The 21,009-nt window shown below is 72.1% G+C and carries 20 protein-coding genes; 6 read left to right on the forward strand and 14 right to left on the reverse strand.

All coding sequences use genetic code 11. From position 1 onward, the window contains the following. Nucleotides 1-84: 84 nt before the first annotated feature. On the reverse strand, nucleotides 85-1,080 hold the full coding sequence (locus tag P3T34_RS29790; protein WP_280669115.1) for an MASE1 domain-containing protein: 996 nt from the start codon (nucleotides 1,078-1,080) through the stop codon (nucleotides 85-87). A 42-nt stretch (nucleotides 1,081-1,122) separates the two neighbouring features. Next, nucleotides 1,123-2,034, reverse strand: coding sequence for a PP2C family protein-serine/threonine phosphatase (locus P3T34_RS29795; protein ID WP_280669116.1), 912 nt, complete (start codon nucleotides 2,032-2,034; stop codon nucleotides 1,123-1,125). A gap of 253 nt (nucleotides 2,035-2,287) precedes the next feature. On the opposite strand from P3T34_RS29795, the gene P3T34_RS29800 reads away from it, so the two are divergent. After that, entirely contained in the window at nucleotides 2,288-3,133 is an 846-nt protein-coding gene (locus P3T34_RS29800) for a GNAT family N-acetyltransferase (RefSeq protein WP_280669117.1), read from the forward strand. Between the two features lie 44 nt (nucleotides 3,134-3,177). On the opposite strand, the gene P3T34_RS29805 is transcribed toward P3T34_RS29800, so the two are convergent. Then, a complete protein-coding gene (locus P3T34_RS29805; protein WP_280669118.1) occupies nucleotides 3,178-4,569 on the reverse strand; it encodes a sporulation protein in 1,392 nt (463 codons plus the stop codon). Between the two features lie 252 nt (nucleotides 4,570-4,821). Here P3T34_RS29805 and rfbB point away from each other — a divergent pair, with 252 nt between their 5' ends. The 3 genes from rfbB to P3T34_RS29820 are packed head-to-tail and all read left to right on the forward strand — an operon-like array spanning nucleotide 4,822 to nucleotide 7,972. Next, nucleotides 4,822-5,838 carry a dTDP-glucose 4,6-dehydratase gene (gene rfbB / locus P3T34_RS29810; RefSeq protein WP_280669119.1) on the forward strand — a complete coding sequence of 339 codons (1,017 nt, stop codon included), beginning with the start codon at nucleotides 4,822-4,824 and terminating at the stop codon, nucleotides 5,836-5,838. Next, complete coding sequence (locus P3T34_RS29815; RefSeq protein ID WP_280669120.1) at nucleotides 5,835-6,833, forward strand: ATP-grasp domain-containing protein; 999 nt, start codon at nucleotides 5,835-5,837, stop codon at nucleotides 6,831-6,833. The genes rfbB and P3T34_RS29815 overlap by 4 nt, the downstream gene beginning before the upstream one ends. Then, nucleotides 6,830-7,972 carry a DegT/DnrJ/EryC1/StrS family aminotransferase gene (locus P3T34_RS29820; protein WP_280669121.1) on the forward strand — a complete coding sequence of 381 codons (1,143 nt, stop codon included), beginning with the start codon at nucleotides 6,830-6,832 and terminating at the stop codon, nucleotides 7,970-7,972. Before P3T34_RS29815 ends, P3T34_RS29820 begins: the two co-directional genes overlap by 4 nt. 512 nt (nucleotides 7,973-8,484) lie before the next feature. On the opposite strand, the gene P3T34_RS29825 is transcribed toward P3T34_RS29820, so the two are convergent. Together P3T34_RS29825 and P3T34_RS29830 are read right to left on the reverse strand one after the other, a co-directional pair. Further along, nucleotides 8,485-9,690, reverse strand: coding sequence for a UDP-N-acetylglucosamine--N-acetylmuramyl-(pentapeptide) pyrophosphoryl-undecaprenol N-acetylglucosamine transferase (locus tag P3T34_RS29825; RefSeq protein WP_280669122.1), 1,206 nt, complete (start codon nucleotides 9,688-9,690; stop codon nucleotides 8,485-8,487). Nucleotides 9,691-10,096: 406 nt separating this feature from the next. Then, a complete protein-coding gene (locus P3T34_RS29830; RefSeq protein ID WP_280669123.1) occupies nucleotides 10,097-10,714 on the reverse strand; it encodes a hypothetical protein in 618 nt (205 codons plus the stop codon). 56 nt (nucleotides 10,715-10,770) lie between these two features. Here P3T34_RS29830 and P3T34_RS29835 point away from each other — a divergent pair, with 56 nt between their 5' ends. Then, on the forward strand, nucleotides 10,771-10,908 hold the full coding sequence (locus tag P3T34_RS29835; protein ID WP_280669124.1) for a hypothetical protein: 138 nt from the start codon (nucleotides 10,771-10,773) through the stop codon (nucleotides 10,906-10,908). Nucleotides 10,909-11,050: 142 nt separating this feature from the next. Here the strand turns inward: P3T34_RS29835 and P3T34_RS29840 are convergent, their stop codons facing one another. From P3T34_RS29840 to P3T34_RS29880, 9 genes are all read right to left on the reverse strand, one after another. Beyond that, nucleotides 11,051-11,509, reverse strand: a complete 459-nt coding sequence (locus P3T34_RS29840; protein WP_280669125.1) for a hypothetical protein — start codon at nucleotides 11,507-11,509, stop codon at nucleotides 11,051-11,053. A gap of 257 nt (nucleotides 11,510-11,766) precedes the next feature. Then, nucleotides 11,767-12,255, reverse strand: coding sequence for a YbaK/EbsC family protein (locus P3T34_RS29845; RefSeq protein WP_280669126.1), 489 nt, complete (start codon nucleotides 12,253-12,255; stop codon nucleotides 11,767-11,769). Further along, nucleotides 12,248-13,090 carry an S-methyl-5'-thioadenosine phosphorylase gene (locus P3T34_RS29850; RefSeq protein WP_280669127.1) on the reverse strand — a complete coding sequence of 281 codons (843 nt, stop codon included), beginning with the start codon at nucleotides 13,088-13,090 and terminating at the stop codon, nucleotides 12,248-12,250. The genes P3T34_RS29845 and P3T34_RS29850 overlap by 8 nt, the downstream gene beginning before the upstream one ends. Nucleotides 13,091-13,106: 16 nt before the next feature. Beyond that, nucleotides 13,107-13,859: an acireductone synthase gene (gene mtnC, locus P3T34_RS29855; protein WP_280669128.1), complete on the reverse strand. Its 753-nt coding sequence runs from the start codon at nucleotides 13,857-13,859 to the stop codon at nucleotides 13,107-13,109. Further along, entirely contained in the window at nucleotides 13,856-14,434 is a 579-nt protein-coding gene (locus P3T34_RS29860) for a cupin (RefSeq protein WP_280669129.1), read from the reverse strand. The genes mtnC and P3T34_RS29860 overlap by 4 nt, the downstream gene beginning before the upstream one ends. Then, a complete protein-coding gene (mtnB, locus tag P3T34_RS29865) occupies nucleotides 14,431-15,171 on the reverse strand; it encodes a methylthioribulose 1-phosphate dehydratase (RefSeq protein WP_280669130.1) in 741 nt (246 codons plus the stop codon). The genes P3T34_RS29860 and mtnB overlap by 4 nt, the downstream gene beginning before the upstream one ends. Next, the gene (gene mtnA, locus P3T34_RS29870) at nucleotides 15,168-16,820 is read right to left on the reverse strand and encodes an S-methyl-5-thioribose-1-phosphate isomerase (RefSeq protein WP_280669131.1); all 1,653 of its coding nucleotides are present in this window, start codon (nucleotides 16,818-16,820) and stop codon (nucleotides 15,168-15,170) included. The genes mtnB and mtnA overlap by 4 nt, the downstream gene beginning before the upstream one ends. Continuing rightward, nucleotides 16,817-18,025, reverse strand: a complete 1,209-nt coding sequence (gene metK / locus P3T34_RS29875; RefSeq protein WP_280669132.1) for a methionine adenosyltransferase — start codon at nucleotides 18,023-18,025, stop codon at nucleotides 16,817-16,819. Before metK ends, mtnA begins: the two co-directional genes overlap by 4 nt. A gap of 42 nt (nucleotides 18,026-18,067) precedes the next feature. Beyond that, nucleotides 18,068-19,957: an AfsR/SARP family transcriptional regulator gene (locus P3T34_RS29880; protein ID WP_280669133.1), complete on the reverse strand. Its 1,890-nt coding sequence runs from the start codon at nucleotides 19,955-19,957 to the stop codon at nucleotides 18,068-18,070. Between the two features lie 341 nt (nucleotides 19,958-20,298). On the opposite strand from P3T34_RS29880, the gene P3T34_RS29885 reads away from it, so the two are divergent. Continuing rightward, entirely contained in the window at nucleotides 20,299-20,991 is a 693-nt protein-coding gene (locus P3T34_RS29885) for a methyltransferase domain-containing protein (RefSeq protein ID WP_280669134.1), read from the forward strand. Nucleotides 20,992-21,009 lie beyond the last annotated feature (18 nt).

The raw sequence follows: 21,009 nt of genomic DNA on the forward strand, positions 1-21,009 counted from the left end.
CTTGGATCATGCTTTGATCGCGCATTGATCCCGCGTCGAGGCCCGCTTTTGGCCGACCTCGGCCGACCGGGGGCTAACCGGGGGCTAACCGTCCTCCGGAGTCCGCCGCGGCGGGTCCTCGGCGGGGGCCAGCCGGGCGACCACTTCGGCCAGCGCGATGCAGGCGTCCTGGATTCTGCGGTAGGTGCTCTTGCGCTCCGCGACGACCGCGGCCAGCAGCAGGGTGGAGAGCGCCGCGGAGCCGTTCAGCGCTTGCAGGATCACCATCACCGCGACATAGCCGTGGTGTTCGAACGGCCCGCGGTGATCGGTCGCCGCCACGATGGTGAGCACCGACATCAGCAGGGCGCAGGGAGTCCCGCCGACCAGCTCGAAGCGCAGGGCAGCCCAGATGAGGATCGGGAAGACCAGGAAGAGCAGGTCGAGCACGGTGCTGGTGACCAGCACGGTGACGGTGGCGGTGGCGATCAGCAGGCCCGCCAGCTCGGCGTACTGCAGCGGGCCGATGTCCTCGGGTGGTTGCCGTACGGCCGAGTACAGCGTCAGCAGCAGGGGCGTGACCAGCAGTACGCCCATCGCGTCGCCGGTCCACCAGGGCGACCAGGTCTGCCAGAAGGCGCTGAGCGGTACCGTGTCGTCGAGCAGCAGCGCGGCGGTGCCGATCGTCGAGCTGATCAGCATGCCGCCCAGCGCGCCGAGGAAGACCAGCGCCACTCCGTCGCGCAGCCGTTCCAGCGCGACGTCGAAGTGCACCCGGCGCAGCAGCAGACAGGCGCAGACCGGCGCGAGGGTGTTGCCCGCGACGATGGCGAAGCTGGCGGGGTGCAGCGGCCCGAGCGTGATGATGACGAGGAGGGCGCCGAGCGCGATCCCGGGCCAGATCCGCAGGCCGAGCAGCAGCAGGCAGGCGAGTGCGATGCCGGTGGGCGGCCAGAGCGGGGTGACCTTGGCGCCGGCGACCACCACCTGCTGCAGCAGGCCGAGCCGCCCGCCGGCGAGGTAGGCGGCGGCGACCGCGAGGATCTGCAGGCCGGCCGTGGCGAGACGTCGGACTTGCTCGTTGCGCAGCACAGCAGCCATCAGACAACGTCCGGTGTCGGACGCGGCCGGTGACACGCTCAGTCATACCGGCTCTGCGGGCGCGGTGGGTGCGTCGGTGGGTGTGTCGGTGCGTATGTCAGTGGGTGCGTCAGGGGGTACGTCGGGAGGTACGTCGGGGGGCGCGTCATGGCGCAGTACGAGTACGGCGGCGTCGTCGGCGTGGCCGGTGAGGTCGGCCACCTTGATCACCTCGCCGGCCAGCTCGCCCGGGTCGGCGTCGACCCCGGCGAGCACCACCTTGGCCGCCGCCTCAAGACCGGCCTCGATCGGGAACGACGGGCCCTCGATCACGCCGTCCGTGAGCAGCACGAACGCGCCGGCGGTGGGCAGGCTGTGGTGCTCCACCGGGTACCCCTCGCCGGTCATCACCCCCAGCGGCAGGCCGCCCTCGTCCTGGGTGACGCCGCACTGGCCGTCGGCGGTGGCCCAGATCGCGGGGACGTGGCCGGCCCGGGCGTAGCTGAGCTCCCAGCTGACCGGGTCGAAATGCAGGTAGGTGCAGGTCGCGAAGAGCGGGGTGTCCATCGAGAGCAGCAGCTCGTTGGCGCGGCCCAGCACCTCGCCCGGGTCGCCGGCGGCGCCGGCGACGGCCCGCAGGCCGATCCGGACCTGCCCCATGAAGGCGGCCGCCTCGACGTCGTGCCCCTGCACGTCACCGATCGAGAAGCCGAGCGAGCCGTCCGGCAGCCAGAAGCCGTCGAACCAGTCGCCGCCGATCGCCAGTCCGTGCCGGGCCGGCGCGTAGCGGGCCGCGGTGCGCAGGCCCGACAGCTCGGGCAGCGCACCCGGCAGCAGCTCGCGTTGCAGTGCCTCGGCCAGCTCCACCCGGGCCTGCTGGAGCTCGGCCCGCTCCAGTGCCTGGGCGGTCAGCCGTCCGAGTTCGCTCAGCAGGTCGTCGGCGCTCGCGGGTCGGGTGGGTCGGCGTCTGGTCATCGGCCCTCCGAGATGCGTCGGGCCAGGTCGCGTCCGGCACAGATCGACCGGGCACGCCCTGAAGCCCGCGTTCATCCTATTTGGTACGGCTCTCCGCCGCCGTCCGGCCGCTACCGGCGGTAACCAGATGTGATGGCTCGATCTCGCAGCGTATGGCGCACCCGTCCCGGGGAACCCGCTGACTGCTCGGGGGTGGCTCTGCCACACTGGCGGATTCGCACACTGGTGGAAGCGGTGGAAGGACGGTCCCCTCATGAGCCACCTCGTCATGAGCCACCTCGCCCAAGCCGCAGCGGAGCGGGCCGCGCTCGACGCCGGTGTGACCATCCGGGAGCTGCACGACCTCGGCCCGATGGAGGAGGCCTGTCGGCTGTTCGACCGCGTCTGGCGACCCGACGCCGACACCTCGCTGATGACCTCCGAGCTGCTGCTGGTCTTCTCCCACACCGGCAGCTACGTGGTCGGCGTCTACCAGGGCGACCGGATGGTCGGCGCGTGCGTCGGCCTGCTCGCCACGGTCGGCCTGCACTCGCACATGGCCGCCGTCGAGAACGGCACCCGGGGCCGCAGCATCGGCTACGCCCTCAAGCTCCACCAGCGTGCGTGGGCGCTGGCCCGCTCGCTGACCACCGTCACCTGGACGTACGACCCGCTGGTCGGCCGCAATGCGTACTTCAACCTCGCCAAGCTGGGGGCGGTGCCGGGGGAGTACCTGCGGAACTTCTACGGCGTCATGCGCGACGGGCTGAACGCGGGCGTGGAGTCCGATCGGCTGCTGGTCCGCTGGGAGTTGGCGGGCGAGCGGGTCACCCGGGCCTGCGCGGGCCACCCGCACACCGTCGACCTGTCCGCGCGGCACCGGCAGCCGGTGGTCGGCCTGGCGGCCGGGCCGGACGGGCGGCCCGTCGCCGGACGGCTCGACGGCGAGCTCGTCCTGGTCGGCGTCCCGCCCGACATCGAGACGCTGCGGCTGAGCGATCCGCAGGGGGCGCGGCAGTGGCGCCACGCCCTGCGAGCGGCGCTCGGCGAGCTGATGGCGGAGGGGCGCGCCGTGACTGGCTTCACCCGCGACGGCGGGTACGTCGTCGAGCGGTACTAGGACCAGCGGTTGATCGGGGGTTGCGCGGGCGTCGCTGAGGGCGTTCAGGTGCTCATCCGGACAGCACGGGGGGTGAGCTGGATGAACTCGGTCACGCGGGTCTCGTTGCGCCAGGGGGCGAGGTCGGTGACGAAGCGCCGCAGGTAGTCGTGGGCGCGGGCGGACTCCACGCCGCCCAGGATGGCCAGCGCGCGGTGGCCGACCTCTAGGCCCCGGTCGAGGTCGCCCTGCTGGAGGTGGGCTGTGCTGGCGACGGACAAGCGGATGCCGGTGGCGCGGGTGAAGCGGCCGGAGGGCATCGCGTCGGCGTGCCCGCTCCATTCGAGTGCCTTGCGCGGCTTGCCCAGGTCCCTGTAGATCTCGACGGCGTCCGACGCGAGACGGGCCGGCGTGTAGTACTCAAGCCAGGCCGGGTCACTGCCATCGTTGCGGACGGCGGCCAGGAGGTCCTCGCTTTCGCGCAGGGTGCGCTCCGCCGCCGGCCCGTTGCCGGCTTTCGCATGGGCCCTGGCTTCGGCAAGTTTTGCAAACGACAGCACCCGCTCTGCGGCGACGTGGCGGGCGCTGTTGAAGGCGCCCTGCGCCATGTCGATGGCCTCGTTCGGGAAGCCCCTGATCAGGGACTGGAGCGCCATCGTGGTGAGGACGTAGCAGCCCGACTCCCGGTCGGCGCCGGCCTTGGCCATCCGCAGGCCCTGGATGAAGTACCGCTGCGCGGTGTCGTGGTGGCCCATGTCGAAGGCGCTCCACCCGGCCAGGCGCGACAGCTCTGCGGTCACCGTGAACAGCTGCCGGCCGACTGCCTCGCTGTAGCTTCCGTGCAGCAGCGGGGCAGCGCGCAGGTGGAGGCAGTCGTTGACGGAGGACAGCTTCCAGTTCCCGCCGCCGTAGCGGGCATCCCAGCAGCGGGCGTCCTCGGCGATCTCGCGCAGCTCGTCGATGTCGGCCTGCCCGACGCGGCGCCCGGCCAGGGTCGGAAGGATCTGGTCGGCGGGGCTGATGAGCCAGCGGGTGACCGGGGTGGCGTACGCGGCGATGGCGAACGCGGCTGTGGTGCTGGTGAAGGTCCGGCGTTTCACGGCGCTCCAGTACTCGGCGGCGGTGCGCACCGCATCGCCTGGTTCTCGCGGGAACTCAAGTCCCATGTCAGCATGCGTTGTACCGGACGAACTCATGCCGATGTCGGCGATGCTCACCGTACGGCCGAGTCGCGCGGTGAGGACCTGTGCAAGGAGCCGGGGGACGGGCGGCTGGGGGATCATTCCGCGCGTCATCCAGTTCGAGATGCTGGTGTTGGTATACGTGCGCGGGCATCCGGCCTGCTCACAGAGCTTGTTGAGGCTGTGGGCCAGGGACTTCTTGCTCGCTGCGCTCTCTTCGAAGATCCGTATCAGGGCTTCGTTCGGTTCCCTGCTCGGGTGGTCGGTGTTCGCCACGGCAGACCTCCTTCGAAGGATCACCATCAGTAACGGCGTGTTGACGAAGTGTAGAGCGTAGGGCAGAACCGATGCCCACGGCAGTCGAGCGCGCGCGATGTGTGAGCCCCCCGCGTGAGCCTCCTTCCGTCCGGGTCTGCGGGTGTTCGCTGTTCCTCCCGGCGACACCAGCTTCCGCACCCGGCCAAGGCCGACCGATGCGGTCTGGGGTCCCTGCCGGTCACACACCCAAACCGCAGATTGGCACTTCTTATGGACAAGATCCTCGTCACGGGTGGCGCCGGATTCATCGGCTCTCACTTCGTCAACCGCCTCCTCAGCCGCGACGACATCGAGCAGATCACCGTCCTGGACGCCCTGACCTACGCCGGGAACGTCGACAACCTGGCCGGCGCGACGCGCTCGCCGCGGCTGACCTTCGTCAGGGGCGACGTCCTCGACAGCCGCCTCGTCACCGACCTGGCCGCTCGGCACGCCGCCATCGTCCACTTCGCTGCGGAGTCCCACGTGGACCGCTCGTTGCTGGACGCCGGCCGCTTCCTGGCGACGAACGTGCTCGGCACCCAGACCCTGCTGGAGGCTGCCACGCGCACCGGCATCACCAAGTTCGTCCACGTCTCCACCGACGAGGTGTACGGGCCGCTGCCCACCGGATGCGCCACCGAGGCCTGGCCGCTGGCCCCGACCGTCCCCTACGCCGCGTCGAAGGCGGCCAGCGACCTCGTGGCCCTGTCCTACTTCGAGACCTACCAGGTGCCGGTCTGCGTCACCCGCTCCTCGAACAACTACGGTCCCCACCAGTACCCGGAGAAGGTCATCCCGCGGTTCGTCACCGCGCTTCTCCAGGGTCGGCCGGTCACCATCCACGGCACCGGCGAGCACGTGCGCAACTGGCTGCACGTCGAGGACAACTGCGCCGGGATCGAGCTGGTGTTGCGCGGCGGTGCGCCCGGTGAGGTCTACAACATCGGCGGCGGCACTGACCTGACCACCAACCAACTCACCGCGTTGATCCTCGACATCATGGGCGAGGGCCGGGAGCAGGTTCAGTACATCCCCGACCGGCGCTCCAACGACTGTCGCTACTCCGTGGACTGGTCGAAGATCGCGAACACCCTCGGCTACCAGCCCCTGCAGGACCTCGCTGACGGCCTGACCGAGACCATCGCCTGGTACCGCGCCAACCCGTCCTTCTGGGCGCCTACCGCGCCGGCCGTCCAGGCCCCCGCGGCCGCCACCGTGGTGCCCTCCGTGGAGCTGGCCTCGTGACCGGCACCGCCGCCAAGCGCATCGTCGTCACCGGCGTCGGCGCAAACCCCGGCTTCGACCTCACCCGCAGCCTCCAGCGCCTGGGCCACCACGTCATCGCCACCGACGCCGACCCGCTGGCCCCCGGCCTGCTGCTGCCCGACGTCACCGCCCGCCTCACCCCCCGCGCCGACGACCCCCGCTACACCGCGGCAGTCCTCGATCTATGCGGCAGCACCCGCGCGGACGCGCTCATGGTCGGGATCGAGAACGACCTGCCGCCCCTGCTGCGGATCCAGCGCTCCCTCACCCGCGCCGGAGTGCGCACGTGGCTGCCCAAGCCGGACTCCGTGCAGACGTGCCTCGACAAGGCCGCGTTCCACGATGTCCTCACCGCAGCCGGCATCCCCACCCCGCGCAGTTGGCTCCCTGACCAGCTCGACCAGGTCCCCGACGATATCTCCCTCGTCGTCAAGCCCCGCACCGGCCACGGCGCCCAGAACGTCTACTTCTGCCGCACCCGCGGGCAGGCACGGGTGCTGTGCGAGCTCGTCCCGGCCGCGCTGATCCAGGAGAAGATCACCGGCAGCGAGTTCACCGCGGACTGCCTCGTGGACCGGGGCGCCCGGGCGTCGGCGATCCTGCGGCACCGCACCCGCGTCAAGGCAGGCCTGGCTACGGTCTCCACCACCTTCCACGACGGCCAGGTCGCCGACCGCGTCAAGCAGACCCTCAGTGCCGTCGGCGCGGCTGGCCTGTGCTGCGTCCAGGGCTTCATCACCGACGGCCCGCAGCGTGTCCTGATCACCGAGGTGAACGTCCGCGTCGCCGGCGGCTTCGCCCTGACCGAAGCCGCCGGAGCCGACCTGATCGGACAGACCATCAACGGCCTTTTCCACCAGTCGGTCCAGCACGACCTGCTCGCCTACCGACCCGATGTCTTCCTGACCAAGTACACCGAGACCCTCGCCAGCGGCGAGGCCGCAACCCTGCGAGCCCTGAAGGAGTCCCAATGACCACCGCTGACCCGGCTCGGCCCGACGCCTCCCGCAACGCCAGCCCCTACCTGTACGGGCCGGAAATGGCCGCCGTCATCGCTGTCCTCGACAGCGGCCACTACGGGCACACCGCCGTCACCGAGACCTTCGAGCGCGACGTCGCCGCCTTCCTCGGCGTCCCCGACGCGATCGCCGTGACCTCCGGCACCGCCGCCCTGCACACCGCGCTCGTCGCCGCCGGCATCGGCACCGGCGACGAGGTGATCGTGCCCTCGCTGACTTTCTGCGCCACGATCCACGCGATCCTCGCCTGCGGGGCGACGCCGCGCTTCGCCGAGGTCAGCCCCGAGAACCTGTGCGTCGACGCCGAAACGGTCCACGACGCCCTGACCGATGCCACCACCGCGGTCATGCCCGTCCTCTACGGAGGGCGTGCCGTCGACCTCACCCCGATCGCCGACCGGCTCGCCGACCGCGGCATCACCGTCATCGAGGACGCCGCGCACGCCTTCGGCTCCCACCACGGCACCGACCTGGTTGGTGCGACCGGCGCCCTCACCTGCTTCAGCTTCGGCCCCATCAAGAACCTGACCTGCGGCCAGGGCGGCATGATCATCCCCCGCAGCCCCGAAGAGGCCGCCAAGATCCGCGACATGCGGATGCTCGGCGTCACCGACTCGGCTGCCACCCGCGCCGCCTCCACCGGCTACCAGGTCACCGGCCCCGGCTTCCGCTACCAGATGTCCGCCATCAACGCGGCCATCGGCAGCGCCCAGCTCGCCCGCTTCTCCGAGACCGCCCGCAGGCGCGGAGCCCTGTGGAGCGCCTACCGCGACGCGCTGGCCGACATCCCGCAGGCCACCCTCGTGGATGTCGACCTCGACCACTCGGTGCCCCAGCTCGCCGTCGTCACCGTCCCCGACCGCGACGCCGTCTGGGCCCGCCTGCACGCCCAGGGCATCGGCGTCGGCGTCCACTACCCGCCCAACCACACCCAGCCGGCCTTCAAGGCGTGGCACCGGCCGATGCCCGTCACCGAGCGCCTGGGCACCGAGATCATGACGCTCCCCCTCCACCAGCACCTGACCCACAGCGACATCCAGCACGTCGCCGACGCCCTGCGCGGCGCCCTCACCGCCCTCGGAGCCGCGCGATGACCCCCGCCCACCGCCCGCGCCGGATCCTGACCGTGTGCCTGGGCAACTACTGCCGCTCCCCGCTCGCCGCCTGCATCCTCGCCATCCAGAGCAACGGTGCCCTCGACGTCCGCTCGGCCGGCCTGATCGACAAGTGGGCCGGCCACGGCGCCCACCCCGCCATGATCACCGCCGCCGCCGCCGCCGACCTCGGCTACGACCTCACCACCCACCAGCCCACCCAGGTCACCGCCGACCTCATCGACTGGGCCGACCTCGTGCTCGCCATGGACCGCTCCGTCCTGGAGCAACTGCTCCCCATCGCCGGCACCGCCAACGAGCCGAAGCTGCGCCTGTACCTCGACGCCAGGACGTGCCCGACCCCATGGGGCGCAGCACCGAGGAGTTCGCAGCCTGCGCCGCCGTCATCGCCACCGGCGCCGCCGCGCACCTGCCCTGAATCAGCGGCGGACGCCTCGGCCCCCTGCCTGCGCCAGTACATCGCAGGCAGGGGGCCGACACGCGATCCCGGCTCAGGCCGCTCGGCTGACCAGCCGCACGCCCGCAGCGGACAGCAGAACATCCACCAGCCGCTCCGCGGCATCCGGTCGGCCCTTCTCGCGGGCCCGCTGGGCGACCTGGGCACGCAGCTCCCCGTCCGCGAGCAGCGGCGCCAGCGCGTCCTGAAGGCCCTGCGCGGTCACCTGCCCAAGCAGCGCCACCGCAGCGCCGGCCTCCTGCAGGTGCCGCGCGTTGTGCTCCTGCTCGCCGCCGGCCGACGTCGCCAGCGGGACGAGGACGGAGGCCTTCCCGAGCGCCGTCAGCTCGGCGATCGTCCCGGCACCGGAGCGCGAGACCACCACGTCGGCCAGGGCCAGGACATCCGGCAGCTCGGCCTTCACGAAGCCCGTCACCAGGTAGCGGCGCGCCAGCTGCGGCGGCAGCGACGTGGCCTGCTGTCGCAGCCCTTCGAGGTTCGCCGGGCCGCACTGGTGCACGACGTTGGCGCGCGACAGCAGCCACGGCAGGCAGCCCGTCACCAGGCCGTTGATCTGCTGCGAGCCCTGCGCGCCGCCAGTGACGTACACGGTCGGCAGTGACCGGTCGAAGCCGTCCAGGCCCAGCACCGCGATCGCGTTGTCGGCGCGGCCGGCCAGCACCTGCGGGCGCACCGGGTTGCCCGTGACCACCGCCGTCTTGCGGGCCGCCTCCGGCAGGAACTCCAGCGTCGAGGCGGACGACACGGCGAAGCACGACGCCGCCCGCGCCAGACCCCGGTTCGCCAGACCGAGCCGGACGGTCTGCTCGTGCACCACCAGCGGCCGCCGGCACATCCGCGCTGCCAGGCCGACGGGAACCGCCACGTAGCCGCCGGTGGCCAGGACCACGTCCGGAGCGAAGTCCGCGACGATGTTCCGGGCCTGAGCCACCCCCCACGGAACGCGGCCCATGTCCTTCAGGTTCGCAGGCGACGCCATCTTCAGCGGGTTGCTGCTGCGCCGGATCTTGCCGGTGGCCACAGCCCGGAACGCGATGTTCTCCTCGGCCGCGACTCGGGCCTCAAGTCCGTCCGCCGTGCCGACCCACAGCACCTCCAGCGACCGCCGCGCAGCGGCCAGACGGCTCTCCAAGGCGCGCACCGCGGTCAGCGCCGGGTAGGTGTGGCCGCCCGTCCCGCCGCCGGTGACGAGCAACCGGAACGGCAGCTGTCCGGCTCCGCCGACACCATCACTGTTCATGCTGAACTCCCACTCTCACGGATGCTGAATCAACTGCGGCGCGCCGGCGACCAACAGGTGCCCTCCGTGACACTGGCACGGCGGGCGGACCGGAGGCCTAGATAACGCCCCTCCTCGTCCCGCACGATCAGGGCGCCGTAGCAGGTGGCGTTAGCGATCGACTCGACATACTCGTGCGGAGGAAGCCACCCCGAAAGCGGACCCGCCTGCTCCTCGGCATCACGCGACCCATCGGTGCCAACAGGCGGGTCAGTGAAGTGGCCAGCCACATTTCCTCCTTGACTGCATGTCAGAGCAATCTGCAGCCCGACCATACCGGCGTCCGACCCGGCCCGTAGACCCACCGCTCCTGGGTACCTTGTCCTGCGGGGTGAAGACGGCCATTGCGCGCTGCGGGGTTCGCGTCCTAGTTGAGGCGCCCTTCGAGCGCGGCGTCGATCATCTTCTGGGCTCGGACGCGAATGTTCGGCGGCTGACTCGCGAGGTTCCCCTGGACTTCCTTCGCTGACATGTCCAAGACCTTGTCGAGATCCGCGATCATGCCGGGGAATGGGCGGAGAGCAGCGGCGAGCGCCTCCAGGTTCTCCTGCCAGCCGGCCTGCAGCATTGCGACCACAGTAGGCACCAGCAGGACGGCGATCTCCGGCTCCTGGTCGAGGCGGGCGATGTTGTGCAGGCCCGCCCGATTCTCGTCCCCGGTGGCGGCGCCGATCAACCTGGCGGCGATCGGCAGGTTCCGGAACAAAGCGGCCGCCAGCGTGCGTGCCGACTCGAGCTCCCCGTCGGTCGCCTGGGCAACGGCCTGCGCCAACTGCGGAAGCGCAATCGGGACGGCGTCGAAGAGATCCTTGGCCGGACCGGTCAGCCAAGGGCCTGACCCTTCGACGCGCTGGCGGCGGCCGGGTGAGATCCCGAGAACCTTCTCAACGACCAGGGCATGCTCCTCGGATACCTCGCTCTGTTCCCCGAGTACGAACCTCCGCAGCAGCGATTCGAACGCACCTGCCCGCTCGGCGGCCGTCACCCGCACGGTGCGCGGTAGCGCGTCCACTCCGCGCTTGGCGGCCAGACTGCCGGACGATGGCGGCCATCGCCGGCCCGTGCGCCCATGTACTCGCCAGGCGATGGGCACTACAGAGCGGGTTCCGGCCGTGGGAAGCGGCAGTGATCGCCTGGGCGGCCGGCGCGGCCGCCTCGGCGGTCGTCCTGCGGCTGTGACAAAGACCTGGTGAATGAGCCGGCGCCGCTGCTCCCACCACCGTCGCCGCTCGGCCGGGCGTTGTGGAGCAGGGCGTGCTGCGCGGCCTTGTGAAGCCGCTTGCTCAGGTCAACCCATACATGATCTGAACTCCGAACAAGCCTAGGAGAAGCGCGGGAAGGTGCGGATGGCGAGTGTTGCGCAGGCTGCTGCGAGGGGCAACTCGACGAAGGCGGCCATCAGTTCGGCGGTGAGCAGGTCGGTGCCGGGGGTGGCGGTCATGGTGTCGAACCAGGCGTCGATCAGGAGCAGGGTGGAGGTGGCCGCGGCGGTCAGGCAGGCGCGCTGGTCGCCCCGGCGCAGCAGGAGACCGGTGGAGAGCAGGCCGATCGCCTCCAGGGTGTCCAGGCCGGTCCAGGTCCAGGCCCAGTGCGAGGCCTGGGCGGTGGCCGGGAGCCCGGTGTGCAGGACGAAGAGCCACGGGATCATCGCCAGTCCGAGCACGGTGAGTGCGGTGGCGACGCGGCGCGAGGGACGCGGCAGCTGCGGTGCGGCGGTGTCCGTCGCGCGCCTGGCGTAGGTCTCGACGGGTGCCGCCTGCTGCAGTTCGGCCAGTGCCATGGCGACTTCTCCTCCCCGTGCCCGGCTCTCGGGCACATCACCAGGATGTCGCGGCAGCGGGGCGGAAACAGTAGCCCTCCTATCCGAGTTGGGGGTGGTGCTAAGTACACCTCCGGGGTGTCCAGCGCTCGCGGCCACCGCCCGATCGGGCGGTGGCCGCGCTGGGTTCAGGCCCAGCGGTCGGAGTGGGGCGCCGGGTTCAGGGTCGCTGGGTCGGCTGCTCCGAGTCAGTGGCGAGTGGTGGGTCCGGGGCCGGGTCAGGCGGCGATCGGTGCGACGGTCGGCTGTGCGAGGTCCAGGTAGTCGGTCACGGACAGGGCGACCGAGACGTCGAGTCGGCCGGCGTTGAAGAAGATCTCGTCGTGCACCAGCAGCTGGCCGTCCACCAGGAGGTCCAGCTCGGGTGAGAAAGCGAACGGGGTGATCGACCCGCTCTCGCTGCCCGCCAGGCGCTCGGCGACCTCGCGGGTGGCGAAGGACGCCTCGCGGCCGCCGTAGCGCTCCGCGAGGGCGTCCAGGTCGACCTTGCGGTCGCCGGGGACCACCGCGAGGACGTAGCGGCGGGAGCGCTTGCCCGTCGCCACGCGGACCACGATGGACTTGGCGGCCTGCTCCAGGGGGTGGCAGCGCAGCCGGCTGGCCACGTCGGTCCGGCCCTCGGGCGGGTGGGGGATCATGCGGTAGCGGGCCGCCCGGGACTGGAACAGGTCCGTCAGCTGCTGGAAGACCTCCGGGGTGTCAGGCATGGTCGCCCGGCAGGTCCTGAGGCAGGTCCAGGGGCAGGTCCATCCCGTCCAGCACGTGCGGGCACGCGCACCCGCGCTCCTGCGGGAGCAGGCCGACGGCCTCCAGGACCAGCTCGCGCATCCGCTCGATGTTCCGGGCGAAGACCTCGAACACGTCGGCCTGGGCCACGCTGCCGGCGGCTTCGATCCCCGCGTCCAGGTCGGTGACCAGGGCCAACGGGGTGTAGCACAGGGCGAGTTCGCGGGCCAGCACGGCCTCGGGGAAGCCGGTCATGTTGACCAGCGACCAGCCCGCCGCGGCGAACCACTGCGATTCGGCGCGGGTGGAGAACCGGGGGCCCTCGACGACGACCATGGTCGCGCCGTCCACCGCCGGGATGCCGGCGCCGGCCGCGGCCTTCAGCAGGGCGGACCGGCCGACGGGGCAGTACGGGTCGGCGAAGGAGACGTGCACGCCGCCCTGGTCGTAGTAGGTCTGGATCCGCCCGCTGGTCCGGTCGACCAGCTGGTCGGGGACCACCACGGTGCCCGGGCCCAGCTCCGGGCGCAGCGAGCCGACGGCGCACGGTGCCAGCACCTGGCGCACGCCGAGCGAGCGCAGGGCCCACAGGTTGGCGCGATAGTTGATCTTGTGCGGCGGCAGTCCGTGCCCGCGTCCGTGACGCGGCAGGAAGGCCACTCTGCGCCCGCCGACGGTGCCGACGGCCACCGTGTCGGAGGGTGCCCCGAAGGGCGTGTCGATGGTGAATTCCTGCGCGTCTTCGAGGAGTTGGTAGAAGCCGCTGCCGCCGATCACGCCGATCTCGGCGCGCTGCCCGGCTGGGAGTGCGGTCATGGTGTGCGTCCTTCCTTCACGGTGGAGTCGGGGTCGAAGGGTCGAAGGGGTCGAAGGGGTCGAATCGGAGCTCGTCGAGCGCGGCGACGGTCGGGTGGCCGGGGAGGTGCGGCCCGCGCCGGTCGCCGGCCCGGCGCACCCCGGTGACCCGCCAGCCGGCGGCGGCCGCCGCGTCCAGCTCCTCGCCCACGTCGCTGAGGAAGAGCACGTCCGCGGCCGGCACGCCGATGGTGCGCAGCGCCGTCCGGTAGGAGTCGGGCTCGCGCTTGCCGCCGGTGTTCTCCAGGTCGAAGTAGCCCTGGAGCAGCGGGGTCAGGTCGCCGTGGCCGGAGTGCCTGAACCAGTCCCGCTGCGCCGAGGCCGCGCCGGAGGAGTAGATGTACAGCGCGATCCCCTGCCGGTGCCAGCCGCGCAGCACCTCGGGCACCTCGGGGTAGAGGTGGCCCCTCAGCGTGCCGTCGGCGAAGCCCTCGGTCCAGATCAGTGCCTGCAGCGCCTTCAGCGGTGCTGCTTTGGTGTCCGCGTCGGCCCAACCGGTCAGCAGCTCGACCGCCTGGCGCTCGTCCAGCCCGGGCGCGCCCTGGTGGTCGCGGACGGCCGCCAGGATCCGGTCGTGCGCCTCGGAGCCCTGGTGGGCCTCGAACCAGGGGGCCAGCCGGCGCCGCGCGTACGGGAAGAGCACCTCGTGCACGTGGTCGATGGAGCCGACGGTGCCCTCGATGTCCAGGACGACGGCGCGCGGCCGGACCCCTGACCTGACCGTGGTCACGGCTGCGCCGCCAGCAGGGCGTCAAGGAGCGGGAACCGCTTGGCGATCGGCGAGCCGGTGAAGTCGCCGATCCAGCCGTCCGCCTGCTGGAAGAAGCGCACGGCGGTGAAGGCCGGGCGCTCGCCCATGTCGAACCAGTGGGTGGTGCCGGCCGGTACCGAAAGCAGGTCCCCGGCCTCGCAGACCACCGCGTGGACGGCCCCGTCGAGGTGCAGGTAGAAGCAGCCCCGGCCGTGGACGAAGAAGCGCACCTCGTCCTCGGCGTGCCGGTGCTCGTCCAGGAAACTCAGCCGGGCCTGCGCGGCCCGCTCCCGCCCTGGCGCCGTGTCATCGCTGTACAGCCGTGCCACGTCGACGAGTTGGAGGTCCTGGCGGGCGCAGAGCTCGTCGATCTCGGAGCGGTGGGCGGCGAGGATCAGCTCGGGGTCGGTGTCCGGGCCGACCGGCAGCCGTACCGGCCAGCGCCGGAAGTCGACGCCGCACTCGGCCAGCGCCTCGCCGATCACCAGCGGATCCGTGGTGCGCAGCCGCACGTGCTCCGGTGCGTCCTCGGGCATGATCTGCAGCAGGGTCATCCGACCGGCCTTTCGGTAGGGACGGCGTCGACGCCGAGCTGCAGCAGCCGGCAGATCGCCTCCAGGCATTCCAGACGGTTCCGGGCCTCGGCCAGGTCGCGTCCCCAGGTGGTCACGCCGTGGTCGGCGATCAGCAGGCCGGGGGGCGCCTGCGGGTGGGCCGCCAGGTGGGCGGCGATCTCCTGCGCGATCCTCGGCACGTCGGGCCAGTTGGCGAAGACCGGCAGCTCGGTGCGGCTCGGGTCGGCCAGGTCGAGCCCCTTGAGCAGCTCGAAGCCGGCCAGCGTCAGGGCCCCGGTGCCGCTCCCGCTCCCACTCCTGGCCCCGGTGCGGCAGGCCGCCCAGGTGGTGTACGGGGCGTGCACGTGGATGACCGCGCCGGCGTCCGTGCTGCGGTAGACGGCGGCGTGGATCGAGGCCTCGGCCGACGCGCGCGGGCCGCCGGGGAGGCTGGGGAGGCTGGGCCGAGCGCTGTGGGCGTCGATCAACACGGTGTCCGCGATGGTCAGTTCGCCCTTGTCCCGACCGCTGGCGGTGATCAGTGCCAGCGGCTCGGAGCCGGGCAGCCGCACCGAGAGGTTGCCCGAGGTGCCGGGCATCCAGCCGCGCGCGTACAGCGCGCGGGAGAACGCGGCGAGCTCGGCGGCCGGGCGCGAGCAGTCCGCGCCGCTCGCCGCCGACGGGGCGTCGGAGGAGTCGGAGGGGTCCCACCAGAGGTCGACATTGGTCACGCTCACGCTGCCACCTCGCACAGCGCCAGCACGGGATGTCCGGCCAGCCGCTGTTCCCAGCCGAGGCCGCTGAGCGCCACCAGTGCGGCCAGGCCCGCGACTTGGCCGCCGGAGTCGGTGACCAGACGGGCGGCGGCGGACAGCGTGCCGCCGGTCGCCAGCACGTCGTCCACCACGAGCACCCGCTCGCCCGGGGCGATCGCGCCCTTCTGCAGTTCGAGCCGGTCCGTGCCGTACTCCAGGGCGTAGGACGCCTCGTGCACCGCGCCGGGGAGTTTGCCGGGCTTGCGCGCCAGCACCAGCGGCATCCGCCCGCGGGCCGCCAGTGCCGCGCCGAGGACGAAGCCCCGGGACTCGACGCCGAGGATGCGGTCGTAGCGGCCGTCGAAGTCGGCGAGCACCTGGTCGGCCAGCTCGGCGAGCATGCCGGGCTCGGCGTAGAGCGCGGCCAGGTCCCGGAAGACCACGCCGGGCTTGGGGTGGTCCGGGTACTCCGTGAGCAACGCGACTGTCCGGGCGGCCAGTTCGGCCGGGTCCGCCGCGACGGGGGCCGCCGGACGGCTTGGGCGCAGCGTGCGCCGCTCCGAGACGACGGCCGTGATCAGCGCTCCCGGGGTGACGTCGAAGGCCGGGTTGAAGACCTGCGCCTCGGCCGGAGCCACCCGCACGCCGGCCAGCTCGGTCACCTCCCGCGCGGGCCGCTCCTCGACCACGATGCCGCTGCCGTCGGGGAGTTGGTCGTCCCAGCTGGACTCGGGAGCGACCACCACGAACGGGATGCCGTGCCGGGCGGCGGCCACGGCCAGCGCGTAGGTGCCGATCTTGTTGGCGGTGTCGCCGTTGGCGGCGATCCGGTCGGCGCCGACCAGCACGCAGTCCACCATGCCGCGCGAGATCGCGGCGGCCGCGGCGGAGTCCACACACAGCCGGTAGGCGACGCCCGCCTCGCCGAGCTCCCAGGCGGTGAGCCGGGAGCCCTGCAGCAGCGGCCGGGTCTCGTCCACCAGGACCTCCTCGACCCGTCCCCGGGCGGCGAGTTCCAGGATGGTGCCGAGCGCGGTGCCCACCGCGGCGGTGGCCAGCCGGCCGGTGTTGCAGTGGGTGAGCAGGCGCAGCGGACGGTCGGGGGTGAGCCCGATGACGAGGTCCGCGGCGCGCTGCACGGCGGCGCGGTTGGCGGCCGCGTCCTCGGCGAGCATCGCGGTGGCCTCCGCCAGCAGCGCGTCCGCCCCCTGCGGCAGGTGCTCCAGCACCCGCTGCACGGCCCATCGCAGGTTGACGGCGGTGGGGCGGGCGGCGGCCAGCCGCTCGGCGTCCGCCCGTACGGCGGCCTCAGCGGCCTCGTCGAGCGTGCCGTCCGCCGCGGTGTGCGCGTAGCCGGACAGCGCCACGCCGAGCGCGCCGACCAGCCCGATCGTCGGGGCGCCGCGCACGGCCAGGCACTGCACGGCGGCGATCACCTCGTCGACCGTACGCAGCGTCAGCGTGCGGTACTCGGCGGGCAGGGCGCGCTGGTCGACGGCGACCACGGCTCCCTGCTCCCAGGACACCGAAGACTCGCTGTGCACCGAAGACTCGCTGTGCACCGAAGACTCGCTGTGCACCGAAGACTCGCTGTGCACCGATGACGCGCACTGCACCGAAGACTCGCTCATGCCCCCGCCGCCTTGCGCAGGGCCTCGGCGCGATCGGTGCGCTCCCAGGTGAAGTCGGGCAACTCGCGGCCGAAGTGGCCGTAGGCGGCGGTCTGGCCGTAGATGGGCCGCAGCAGGTCCAGGTCGCGGATGATCGCGGCCGGACGCAGGTCGAAGACCGTGCTGATGGCGCGCTCGATCCGGTCGACGGCGACGGTCGCGGTGCCGAAGGTCTCCACGAACAGGCCCACCGGCTCGGCCTTGCCGATCGCGTAGGCGACCTGCACCTCGCAGCGCGCGGCCAGGCCGGCGGCCACCACGTTCTTGGCGACCCAGCGCATCGCGTAGGCGGCGGAGCGGTCCACCTTGGACGGGTCCTTGCCCGAGAAGGCGCCGCCGCCGTGACGGGACATGCCGCCGTAGGTGTCGACGATGATCTTGCGGCCGGTCAGGCCGGCGTCGCCCATCGGGCCGCCGATCTCGAAGCGGCCGGTCGGGTTCACCAGCAGGCGGAAGTCCCCGGTCTCCAGGGTGCTGCCGGTCGCGGCGAGTTCGGCCAGCACGTGCTCCACCACGTGGGTGCGGATGTCCGGCGTCAGCTGGGTGAGCAGGTCGACGTCGCCGGCGTGCTGGGCGGAGACCACCACGGTGTCCAGCCGGACCGGCCGGCTGCCCTGGTACTCGATGGTGACCTGGGTCTTGCCGTCGGGGCGCAGGTAGGGGACGGTGCCGTTCTTGCGGACCTCGGACAGCCGGTGCGAGAGGCGGTGCGCGAGGGTGATCGGCAGCGGCATCAGCTCGGCGGTCTCGTCGCTGGCGTAGCCGAACATCAGGCCCTGGTCGCCGGCGCCCTGCTTGTCGAGGTCGTCCTCAACACCTTCGACGCGGGCCTCGTACGCGGTGTCGACGCCCTGGGCGATGTCGGGGGACTGCGCGCCGATGGAGACCGAGACGCCGCAGGACTCGCCGTCGAAGCCCTTCTTCGAGCTGTCGTAGCCGATCTCCAGGATCTTGTCGCGGACGATCTGCGCGATCGGCGCGTACGCCGTGGTGGACACCTCGCCGGCGACGTGCACCTGGCCGGTGGTGATCAGGGTCTCGACGGCGACCCGGGCGGCCGGGTCCTCCTTCAGCAGGGCGTCGAGGATCGCGTCGCTGATCTGGTCGGCGATCTTGTCGGGGTGCCCCTCGGTGACGGATTCCGAGGTGAACAGGCGGCGGGACATGACTCTCCTGAGGTGGTGGAAGGTGGTTCGGGGGTCAGGCGATCAGGCGGCGTGGCCGCCCTGCCGGGCCAGCACGGCGGGCCCGCGCAGGTTGTGGGCGAGCAGGCGGACCAGTTCGTGGAAGCCGTACTCGGTGTGGAAGGGGGAGCCGGAACCGTTGACCTCCAGCAGGCGGGCGCCGACCAGGTCGTCCAGGACCTGCTCGGTGGGGCCCTCGCCGGTGCCGAGGACGGCGGCGGCCAGCTCGGCCGGGAAGTGCGGCGTGGAGATGGCGGCCAGCTGCGGCAGCGCCGTACGGGCCTGCGGGCTGACACCCCGCAGCGAGCTCAGCAGCCGCTGGCCGACCGCGAGTTCGCCGAAGCTGAGCTCGTCGAGACGGGTGCTGGGCGCGGCCAGCCGGCGGGCCAGCTGGCCGGTGGACCAGTGCGGCCGGGTGGCCAGCCGCAGACCTGCGATCCGCAGCGCCAGCGGCAGGCCCGCGCACGCCTCGATGATCGCCTGGGTCGCGGCGGGGTTCTCCAGGATCCGCTCCGGACCGGTGATCGACGCCAGCAGGTCGAGCGCCTGCTCGTCGTCGAGCAGCGGGACGGTCACCGTGTGGCCGCCGGTGGCCAGGTGGCCGCGGCTGGTGATGATCACGCCGACGCCGGGGTCGTTGGGCAGCAGCGGGCCGATCTGCAGGTCACTGGCGGCCCGGTCCAGCACCACCAGCAGGCGCTTGCCCGCGGTGTGGGCGCGGTAGAGGCTCACCAGCTCGTCCAGGTCAGCCGACTCCCGGGTGTCCAGGCCCAGGGCGTGCAGGAAGAGGACCAGCACCTCCCACGGGTTCTTCGGCGAGCCGTCCGGGCGGCGCAGGTCGGTGTAGAGCTGGCCGTCGGGGAAGGCGTCGCGGCAGGCGTGCGCGGCCTGCGTCGCCAGCGCGCTCTTGCCGATCCCCGGCATGCCGGTCAGCAGGACGGCGCCGGCCCGTGAGCTGCCCGGCTGCGGGGCCAACACCCGTCGGATGTCGGCGAGTTCGGCCTCCCGTCCGGCGAAGTCGGCCAGCTCGGGGGGGACCATCGCCGGGACCGGGCGGGCCGGGACGCGCAGCCGGGTGGGGAGCGCCGACTGGGCGCCGGGCGCCTGCGCCGGCGCGCCCGGTGCGGGGGTGCCCGGGAGTAGCGTGCCCGGGATCAGCGTGCCTGGGATCGGGGTGCCCGGGATCGGGGTGCCCCGCAGGATCGACTGGTGGACGGCGATCAGCACCGGTCCGGGGTCGACCCCGAGCTCCTCGGCAAGCACCCGGCGGCCGGCCTGGTAGACCGTCAGCGCGTCGGCCTGCCGGTCGCAGCGGTAGAGCGCGGTCATCAGCTGGGCGCGCAGCCGCTCCCGCAGCGGGTGCTCGGCGAGCAGGCCGGTCAGCTCGGGCACCAGCTCGCGCTGGCGGCCGAGGACCAGGTCGGCCTCGATCCGGTCCTCCACGGCCACCACACGGGCCTCGTCCAGGCTGGGCCGCTCGGCGTCGGACAGGTAGTCGGTGACATTGGCCAGCGCCGGGCCCTGCCAGAGGGCGAGCGCGGAACGCAGGTGCACCGAGGCGTCGTAGTAGCGGTGCTGCTCCAGGGCCTCGCGGCCGAGTCCGGAGCTGCGCTCGAACTCCTCCAGGTCCAACCGGGCGGAGCCGGGGTGCATCAGGTACCCCTGGGCATGGCGGACCAGGTCGACCTCGGGGCCGAGACGCTTGCGCAGCCGCGAGACGTAGGTGTAGATCTGCGCGCTTCTGGTCGCGGGTGGGTCCCACCCCCAGAGGGCGTTGCTGAGGCGTTCGTCGGAGACCACCGTGCCGCGGTTGAGCAGCAGGACGGCGAGCACGGTGTGGATCTTCGTTCCCGAGAGCGGCACTGCGTCGTTGCCCTGCCGGACCTCGACCGGGCCGAGAAGCTGGAATTCCATAGTTCCTCCTGCCACGAATTCACGCCGCATGTGGGGGCGGCGGTGCGCGAAAAGTGAACGGGGCGAGCTATCCCCCGTTGGATCAGCTCTGACTTCGGACCCCTGCGTCGGTGGACGTCGGTCCGGCTGACGTAATTCTGCGCGAGCCCGGCCCTCTGAACTGCTCTGACGGCTGTCAAGATCTTGTCGGGGCAATGTCCTGCCACCGCTCGCACCCCAATCGGCGCAGGCCGCGAAGTAGATTGCCAGTGCTACCTGATGAGCGGTTGTCATTGCCGCCGCCGCCGGGAAGCAGTGCGCCGGGTGGACGACCTGCCCGCGCTCATGACTGGGGAGGAATCTTGACCGTTCGCTCGCTGCTGTCGAAGAAGGCCACCCGCCGGGTGCTGGCCGGCGGCGTCACCGCCGCTGCCGTTGCTGCCTGGTGGCTGACCGACTCCGCGCCCTACCCCTACTCGCAGCGCTGGCTGCTGGACCTGCCGCTGCCGTTCCTGACGCTGGGCCGGCTGGACTCGGTGCTGCAGGCGAAGCCGGGGGAGCGGATCCTGGAGATCGGCCCGGGGACCGGCCTGCAGTCGCTGCACGTCGCACCGCAGTTGGGCGTGAGCGGCCGGCTGGACATCGTCGACATCCAGCAGGAGATGCTGGACCACGTGATGCGCCGGGCGGAGCAGCAGGGGGTGGCCAACATCGTGGCGACCCACGCCGATGCACACCAACTCCCGTTCGAGGATGGCTCGTTCGACGCCGTCTACCTGGTGACGGCGCTCGGCGAGATCCCCGAGCCGCAGGTCACGCTGGCCCAGCTGCGCCGGGTGCTCAAGCCCACCGGGCGGCTGGTGATCGGGGAGTTCTTCGACCGCCACCAGATCCGGGCGTCCTCGCTGCTCGGCCTGGCCGACGGTGCTGGGCTGCGGGTGTCCAAGCTGATCGGCCCGCCGTTCGCGTACTACGCGGTGCTGCGCCCGTTCGCCGCGGAGCCGGCCCTGGCGGCGGGGGCCGGCGGGTCCGCGTTCTCCCACAACTTCGCCTGATCCCATGGATGTTCCGCT

Source organism: Kitasatospora sp. MAP12-44, assembly GCF_029892095.1.
GTDB lineage: Bacteria > Actinomycetota > Actinomycetes > Streptomycetales > Streptomycetaceae > Kitasatospora.